Raw genomic sequence first — 7,951 nt, 5'->3', positions numbered from 1 at the left:
TTTCTATATCTTAGAAGTTAAACAATTTTTAAAACATGACTACCATAGACCCTAGCATCCTAGCCAAGGCTGATTCTTGGCTTAGCGGCACTATCGATGAAGATTCGAAAGCCCAAATCCGTACTCTAATTGATCAAAACCCAACTGAGTTAACAGATTCATTCTACCAAGATCTCGAGTTTGGTACCGGTGGATTACGTGGTCTTATGGGCGTTGGAACCAATAGGATGAACGTTTACACGATTGGAATGGCTACCCAAGGTCTTGCCAATTACCTGCTTAAATGTTTTCCTGGTGAAACGATCCGGGTAGCAATCACACATGACAGTAGAATCAACAATACACTGTTCGCTATGACCACAGCGAATGTCCTGACAGCGAACGGCATCCACGTATTGTACTTCAAGGAGATGCGCCCTACTCCTATGTTGTCATTTGCAGTAAGGCATTTTGATTGCAAAAGCGGTGTAATGATTACAGCTTCTCACAACCCAAAAGAATACAATGGTTACAAAGCTTATTGGGAGGATGGCGCGCAAGTAGTCGCTCCACATGATAAAAATATAATCGATGAAGTGAAGAAGATCACTTCCTTTGATGATGTAAACTGGGATAAAAATGATGCTCTTTTTCAGTACATCGAAGAGGATTTTGATGAGATCTACCTGAAGCTTGTCAAGGGGCTAAGTTTAGCACCAGATGCTGTTGCTGCGCAAAAAAACACGCCCAGAGCATTCTCTCCCATTCATGGTGCTTCTGGAAAAATGGTTCCTGCGGCATTGAAGGCTTTTGGCTTTGAAAATGTAAATATTGAAAAAGAGCAAGCTGAGCCAGATGGAAATTTCCCTACGGTCTATTTACCCAAATCCTGAAGAAGCTGAGGCTCTAACGCTCTCTCTTAAGCTGGGAAAAGAAGTAGGTGCTGAGTTGGTATTGGCTTGTGATCCGGACGGTGATCGCTATGCCGCAGCAGTTCCAAATGCTTCGGGAGAATTTGAATTATTGAACGGAAATCAAACGGGTGCTTTACTTACCTATTACCTGTTGAGCCAGTGGAAAAAAGCGGGTAAACTCGACGGTAATCAATTCATGGTGAATACCATAGTGACCACTGAATTAATAGATAAAATCTGTGAAGGGTTTGGTGTAAAATGCTTCTCCGTTTTGACAGGATTTAAAAACATTGCGGCAATCATCAAGGATCTAGAGGGCAAGGAAACCTTCATCGGTGGCGGTGAGGAGTCTTATGGGTATTTGGTTGGCGATTTTGTGCGTGATAAAGACGGGGTAAGTGCCTGCGCTATGGTTGCTGAAGCAATCGCGTATTACAAAACTCAGGGTAAGTCAGTTTTTGATGTACTTGCTGAGATTTATAATCAATTCGGCTTCTATAAGGAGTCTCTTATTTCTGTTACCAAAAAAGGAAAAGACGGTGCGGAGCAAATCCAGGCTTTGATGACTGATTTCCGTCACCATCCACCAGCTGAGATGAATGGAATTGCTGTAGCGAAAATCGTCGATGTGAAAGAAAGCACGGTAAAAGATGTAAAATCCGGTAAGACAGAAAAGCTGGATATGGATAAGTCCAATGTGATGCAGTTCTACCTCGCTGACGGAAGTAAGATCTCTGCTAGACCATCTGGTACTGAACCAAAGATCAAGTACTATTTCTCGGTGAATGCGCCGTTGGCAAATAAATCTGATTATAGAAAAGTAGAAGCTGAATTAGTAGAAAGGCTGGAAGGATTGAAGCGATACTTCAGCTAAAAAATGAAATTTGAGAAATTAAAAGCACTGAGAAATCAGTGCTTTTTTATTTAAAACTTGCCAAATCTGCGATAAGTACTTAGCAAGCAATGGTGTAATAAATAACTATATTTATAGAGTTGCTTATTAGACCCAATTGACCATGGACTATTCTAAAGTTATTTTTCCATTGCTTTGCATTTTACTTTTTCAATTTTGTAACACTAAAAATGAGGTTGAAGTAGTAGAGGACATTCATAAAATTGAAATCAGCAAGGATTTTTTACTTGATGAAGAAAATGGATTTCAATTTCAACCATTGGATACCATTGATCTGGAAAGGTCCGGAAATCCGCCTCTTACTTTCATTCACGATATAGCCTTCGGCAAAGATTATATTTTTCTTATCGATATTAGAAAGGGCTTGTTGAAGTATGATTACGATGGGAATTACATTCAGACTATAGGTAAAAAAGGCGAAGGGCCTGATGAATATCTAGTACTCACAGCAATTTACCTGGATGAAAAAGAAAATATAGTTTTAGTATCTGATTGGCAAAAAATGGTGGTGAATTCCTATGACTTGGAAGGAAACTTTATTGCTTCAAGTAAAAAATTAGCAGGCCAACCAATCTCATTCTATAAGGAAGACAGCACTATTTTGGTGATACAAGAGGACCTAAATTCTAGTGAAAAAGATGGTAAATCAATTAGGATAAGTTCTATAGAACCAACTACTCTAGAATTCAAAACACAAGAAAATCCTTTGTATAGCTTCACTTCTAAATTCAACCGTTTTTACAATTTCCTAAATGTATTTGGTAAGGTAAATCAAGAACGTCTCTTTTATATGCCCCGGGTTCAGTTCTCTGGGTTGATTGGTCAGAAGGATACTATTTACCGAATGAAAGAGGATCACTTGATTCCTGAATATCAACTTGACTTCAAGGATTTTGAAAAGTCAGACACCTTACGGATTGAGTTTACAGAAATAAATGAGGGTAATGCAAGTATGCTTTTAACCTACAAAAAAGATTCATATCATCTCATGCTTGATTTAGGAAGTAACACACCAAAATTTAGCTATAAACTTCCTTTCAAAGGTGTCTCACTAGAAGGATTCCCAAAACATTTAAATGCGGATACCTACTACAATATCATCAGAAATAAAGACGCACAGGAAGAGGAAAATCCAAAAATAATAGTGTCTAGTTTAATAACAGGAACTAATTAATTATAGATGAAAAACATTTGCTTCCTTGATTGTGGTCACTTCTTTTCCCATAGTACATCTGCAAAGTAACCTTCGGAATCCATAAAATTTTCCTTCACTTCAAAACCGCCCAAAGAGGCTAAATGACTAATTTCAGATAAACTGTACTTTTTGGATATTTCAGTGAAAATCGACTCAAAAGCCTCAAATACAACGTGTTGATTTAATGCACCAATGGTTACTACCTGGGACTTTTGAGAAACTAAATAGCTTCGACATTCTCCGCTAACAGGGTCATAAGTAGGCCAATGAACAAATGAATCTCGGTCAAAATCAGCATCCAATTCTCTATTTATTCTATCAAGCAAATTCATATTAAACTCACGAGTGACGCCTTGCTCATCGTGATAGGCGTTGAGAATGGTTTGAGGATTCTTTTTTAGGTCAAAACCAAGCAAAACCAGATCTCCCCTTTTAGTCCCCACTCGTAGATGGTCAATGATATTTTTGGCTTCATCTACTCCAAAATTCCCCAAATTCGCTCCCATAAACAGTATAAGATTAGGTCTGCCATCTTCCCAAACTTGTTTTTTCAGAGACTCTCTATACGTATCTTGAATAGAATTGACGGTCAGTTGAGGTAATTCCTTTGCAAGGGATTGTTCTAATTCTTCAAGAACTGACCCGGAAAAATCTACAGGGTAGTAGGTGAACTCAGCTTTTTTTTCGGTTAGGTATCTGAGCAAGATTTTAGTTTTCATGCCGTCACCAGCTCCCAGTTCTACCAAGTTGAATGGTTGATTTGACGCTAATATTTGCTCTAAAATTTGCTCGTGTTGAAGCTCAAGAATCTCATATTCCTTGCGTGTAAGATAGTATTCTGGCAATGCCATAATCTGCTGAAACAGCTTATCTCCCTTGGCATCATAGAAGTATTTGGAAGGTAAAGTTTTCGGAGCTGAATTTAGACCAAGCATGACATCTTGGGCAAAGGTTCCGAAATCCGTGTTTTTTGCGTTCATAAATTAAAGGGATTTGGCTAAGCGAATGCCCATAAATTGCCATCTGTATTTTGGATGAAAAAAGTTTCTATAAGTTGGCCTGGAATGTCCTTCAGAAGTTGCTACTGAAGCGCCACGTAACACCATTTGGTTTATCATAAATTTCCCATTGTACTCTCCTATTGCTCCTGGAGCCACCTTAAAGCCCGGATAAGGCAAATAAGCAGAATTTGTCCATTCCCATCGTTTCCCCCATTCAACTTGATTTTGGGCTACTTCCCACTCAAATTCCGTGGGCAGTCTCATGCCTCTCCAAGATGCATAAGCTGAGGCTTCATAGAAATTCACATGAGCGACAGGTGCGTCAAGATCAATTGGTTTTAATCCATTCAATGTGTAATAATACCAAGCTCCATCTTGAAGCTCCCAATACAAAGGCGCTTTTACTTGGAGTTCCTTACTCCATGCCCAGCCCTCGTCATGCCAATAGGTTGGGTTTTCATAACCACCAGCATTCATAAATTCCAAATACTCCTGATTTGTAACCAGCGCTGTAGAAATCGCAAAGTCATTGATGTAAACTTTATGCGGATTCAATTCATTATCGTAGCAAAAACCATTGTCTGTATAGCCAATTTCATAAACTCCAGCATCGACAGACACCCACTTTGACTTAGGTTCAGTGCGATACTCCCCAATATCCATCACGCTTGGATTCAGTGGGTTAAACCACAAACTGTATTTTAAATCTGTAATTAATAATTCCTGATGTTGCTGTTCGTGATTCAATCCTAGAGTAACCAGTTCATTTATCTCAGAATTATTTCCGTGAATCAACCTCAACATTGCCTCATCTACATAAGCACGGTAGGTTTTAACCTCTTCCACCGAGGGGCGAGACATAAGTCCACGTTGATTTCGTGCTGTTCTTGCACCAAGGGAATTGTAATAAGAATTAAAAAGAAAATTAAATTGGGGATGTTTCACCACATAGCTGAGGTCATTTGGCACCAAGATAAACTGTTCAAAAAACCAGCGTTGTGTGAGCTAAGTGCCATTTAGGAGGGCTAACCTCCTCAGAAGCCTGCAAGCTAAAATCCTCGGTGATCAAATTGCTACATAGATGAAGAGAGTGGTTTCTTACACGTTGGAAGGTTTCTGATAAATTCATATACGTCTGATAACTAAGCTTCAAGATAAAAGTTTATGAATACTATTCCTTGCCGATATGCACTAATGCATCTCCCGCATTGATGACAGGCATATTATTCATTCCTATAATGTGACCATTAGTTGGGGCTTTTACAGGGATTTTCACATGTCCATATGGATCCGAAATCCGTGCCAGTATTTGGCCTTTTTTGACGGACTCGCCTACTTTTACACTTGAGTTAAAAATTCCAGAAGCTTTCGCTCTTACCCAACTACTTTCTTTTAAGAAAACACTCTCCTGAGGGGCTGGCGCATCTGCGAGCATACCTAGGCTTGCCAACATACGCTTAGTACCATTCACCCCTTCTTCAATGCCATATTCATCCAATCTCATAGATTCCCCTCCCTCAAATACCAAAATATGTTTTCTGGCTTTAAAGGCCTCTTTTCTGAATGACTTCTCTATGTACTTTGAATTCACCACATAATGAGTTCCAAAAGCTCTAGCAAGTTCCACTGCCACTTTATCTTTATAATCTACTCTTACTTGGGGGAAATTGGTGAGCATTCTCCCACCCGTATGAAAATCTATTCCAAAATCTATCTGAGGTATGATTTCACTACTTAATATGTAAGCAATACTACCTGCTAAAGAGCCTTTTTTACTTCCAGGGAAGCTGCGATTTAGATCTCTTCCGTCTGGGAATGTCCTGCTATTTGACAGAAAACCATAAATATTAACCAGAGGAATAAAAATTAAGGTTCCTTTGATCAACTCGAGACCTTCATCTACTTCCTCAAGAAGCCTCTTAGCAGTTACTACACCATTAATTTCATCCCCATGAACTCCCCCGCTAATTAATACAACAGGACCGTCTTCTTTTGAAGAGCGGATAAATATAGGAAGATCAATTAGAGTATGGGTTGGAAGTTTAGCGATTGCAATTTCTATATTCATCGACTGGCCGGGTCTGATCCGTACACCATTTATGACCAATTCTTTCATTGATATGTTATTTGATTTTCAACACCCACGTCGAAAAATACTACTAGTACATTCTCCAGTAAGATTGCAAGTCTTAAAATTCAATTGGGTGATTACATTTCATATTCGAGTAAAATCTTATTTATTTCGCAAGTCAGTCTCCACATATGAATATACTAGAAAACATCTCCCTCAGGCCATATAATACCTTTGGAATTGATAAAACGGCTCGTTTTTTTGTTGCTGTAACTTCAATTGCACAGCTAAAGGAAGCATTAGCATGGGCTAAATCTCAGAATATCAAACCTTTGATTTTAGGAGGAGGAAGCAATATACTTCTTACAAAAAATCAGGATAGACTGATAATCAAAAATGAAATTGCGGGAGTAAAAGTAATTAAGGAAGAAGCTGAATTTTTTTTAATTGAAGCGGGCGCTGGTGTGAATTGGCATCAATTTGTGCTCACCGCAATCAAAAACAATTGGGCTGGAATAGAGAATTTATCCTTAATCCCAGGGACAGTTGGGGCTTCTCCAATGCAGAATATCGGCGCTTATGGAGTGGAAATAAAAGATGTATTTTCTAGCTTAAAGGCTCTGAACAGAGAAACATTGGAAATTGAAGAATTCAATGCTGCGCAGTGTCAATTTGGGTATAGAGAAAGTATTTTCAAACATGAATTAAAAGGAAAATATGTGATTTGCTCTGTCGTCTTTAAGTTAACAAAAGAGCCTATCTACCACACAAAATATGGCGCAATCCAAGAAACCTTGGAGGCAAATGGAATTAATGAGCTGAGTATTAAAGCAATCTCTGATGCAGTAATTCAAATCCGTCAATCTAAACTGCCTGACCCAAAAGAAATAGGAAATTCTGGTTCTTTCTTCAAGAACCCTACTATTTCCATTGAGCATTATGAGGGGCTTAAAAGCCTGCACCCTACCATCCCTGGCTATCTAAACGATGAGGGAATTAAAGTCCCTGCAGCTTGGCTGATCGAACAATGCGGGTGGAAGGGACAGCGGTTTGGCGAAATTGGTGTACACAGTAAACAACCACTAGTCCTTGTAAATTATGGTGAAGGAGATGGAAATGAAATCAAAAACCTTTCAGAAAAGATTCAGAAGTCAGTTTTCGAAAAGTTCAATATTAACATACATCCTGAAGTAAATTTTCTTTAAACCAGGTGGTCATTAACTTCAAGAGTCTTTTGATATTTATCTACTTGAACACCAAATTTCCTCAAGAAATCAACCCCTTCATCTGAACCTATACCTTTATATTCTGCATAAGAAAATAAATAAATAACTCTAGAGATTCCCATAGAAAAAATAATCCTAGAACACGCAAGGCAGGGTGACAAGGTGACAAAAAGCGTAGATCCTTCTACAGTGGTATTGTTTTTCACTGCATATAAAATTGCATTTTGTTCTGCATGAAGCGCTAATGAGCAGCTACCCTTACTATCCCGGGCGCAGCCACCTTCAGGAAATTCGACATCGCAATTATGAGTACCTGCAGGCGGTCCATTATACCCTATTGAAATGATACGTGTATCTTTTGTGAGCACTGCTCCTACATGCTTTTTAATACAATGAGAACGTTTAGCCAAATTGACTGCCAGCTCCATAAAAATATCATCAAAATCAGGTCTCTTCATGTCTTAAACTTTAGCTAAAATTAGCATTAGATCGTAAAGGCTTGCAAACATAATTGAATAATATGACTATCCGCAATGTTGCCAGTCACCTTTGCTTATCAGATTGGAAGGGCTATACTTCGGCTAAGCTATTTAAATGTGACCAAAGTGGCCACAATTCTTAAATTTAATGTTTGTGCCACCTTACTGGCAGA

The 7,951-nt window shown here is 38.7% G+C and carries 6 protein-coding genes and 1 pseudogene; 3 read left to right on the top strand and 4 right to left on the bottom strand.

All coding sequences use genetic code 11. The annotated features are described in order from the left end of the window. The first annotated feature begins 35 nt into the window (after nt 1-35). Nucleotides 36-1,767, top strand: a pseudogene (locus AC0L6R_RS08530) (phospho-sugar mutase). A 142-nt stretch (nt 1,768-1,909) separates the two neighbouring features. Next, entirely contained in the window at nt 1,910-2,980 is a 1,071-nt protein-coding gene (locus AC0L6R_RS08525; protein ID WP_473270790.1) for a 6-bladed beta-propeller, read from the top strand. A gap of 35 nt (nt 2,981-3,015) precedes the next feature. Here the strand turns inward: AC0L6R_RS08525 and AC0L6R_RS08520 are convergent, their stop codons facing one another. The 3 genes from AC0L6R_RS08520 to AC0L6R_RS08510 all read right to left on the bottom strand — a co-directional run bounded on the left by AC0L6R_RS08520 (nt 3,016) and on the right by AC0L6R_RS08510 (nt 6,118). Next, nucleotides 3,016-3,981, bottom strand: a complete 966-nt coding sequence (locus AC0L6R_RS08520) for an L-histidine N(alpha)-methyltransferase (RefSeq protein ID WP_473270789.1) — start codon at nt 3,979-3,981, stop codon at nt 3,016-3,018. 3 nt (nt 3,982-3,984) lie between these two features. Next, nucleotides 3,985-4,863: an ergothioneine biosynthesis protein EgtB gene (gene egtB, locus AC0L6R_RS08515; RefSeq protein WP_473270788.1), complete on the bottom strand. Its 879-nt coding sequence runs from the start codon at nt 4,861-4,863 to the stop codon at nt 3,985-3,987. Between the two features lie 310 nt (nt 4,864-5,173). Beyond that, entirely contained in the window at nt 5,174-6,118 is a 945-nt protein-coding gene (locus tag AC0L6R_RS08510; protein ID WP_283410997.1) for a succinylglutamate desuccinylase/aspartoacylase family protein, read from the bottom strand. A gap of 146 nt (nt 6,119-6,264) precedes the next feature. Between AC0L6R_RS08510 and murB the strand changes: the two genes are divergently transcribed. Continuing rightward, nucleotides 6,265-7,278, top strand: a complete 1,014-nt coding sequence (gene murB, locus AC0L6R_RS08505) for a UDP-N-acetylmuramate dehydrogenase (RefSeq protein ID WP_473270787.1) — start codon at nt 6,265-6,267, stop codon at nt 7,276-7,278. Here murB and AC0L6R_RS08500 read toward each other — a convergent pair. Continuing rightward, nucleotides 7,275-7,757 carry a deoxycytidylate deaminase gene (locus AC0L6R_RS08500; protein WP_283410999.1) on the bottom strand — a complete coding sequence of 161 codons (483 nt, stop codon included), beginning with the start codon at nt 7,755-7,757 and terminating at the stop codon, nt 7,275-7,277. The genes murB and AC0L6R_RS08500 overlap by 4 nt on opposite strands. Between the last annotated feature and the right edge of the window lie 194 nt (nt 7,758-7,951).

The sequence above is a fragment of the Algoriphagus sp. 10J20-15 genome, assembly GCF_055809615.1.
Note: the sequence above shows the minus strand (reverse complement) of the source record. Positions and strands in the feature narration are given on the sequence as shown.

Bases quoted from the DNA above. Each gene is read 5' to 3' on its own strand.
- AC0L6R_RS08500 (WP_283410999.1), bottom strand. From the start codon at position 7,757: ATGAAGAGACCTGATTTTGATGATATTTTTATGGAGCTGGCAGTCAAT.
- egtB (WP_473270788.1), bottom strand. From the start codon at position 4,863: ATGTCTCGCCCCTCGGTGGAAGAGGTTAAAACCTACCGTGCTTATGTA.
- AC0L6R_RS08510 (WP_283410997.1), bottom strand. From the start codon at position 6,118: ATGAAAGAATTGGTCATAAATGGTGTACGGATCAGACCCGGCCAGTCG.
- AC0L6R_RS08525 (WP_473270790.1), top strand. From the start codon at position 1,910: ATGGACTATTCTAAAGTTATTTTTCCATTGCTTTGCATTTTACTTTTT.
- AC0L6R_RS08520 (WP_473270789.1), bottom strand. From the start codon at position 3,981: ATGAACGCAAAAAACACGGATTTCGGAACCTTTGCCCAAGATGTCATG.
- murB (WP_473270787.1), top strand. From the start codon at position 6,265: ATGAATATACTAGAAAACATCTCCCTCAGGCCATATAATACCTTTGGA.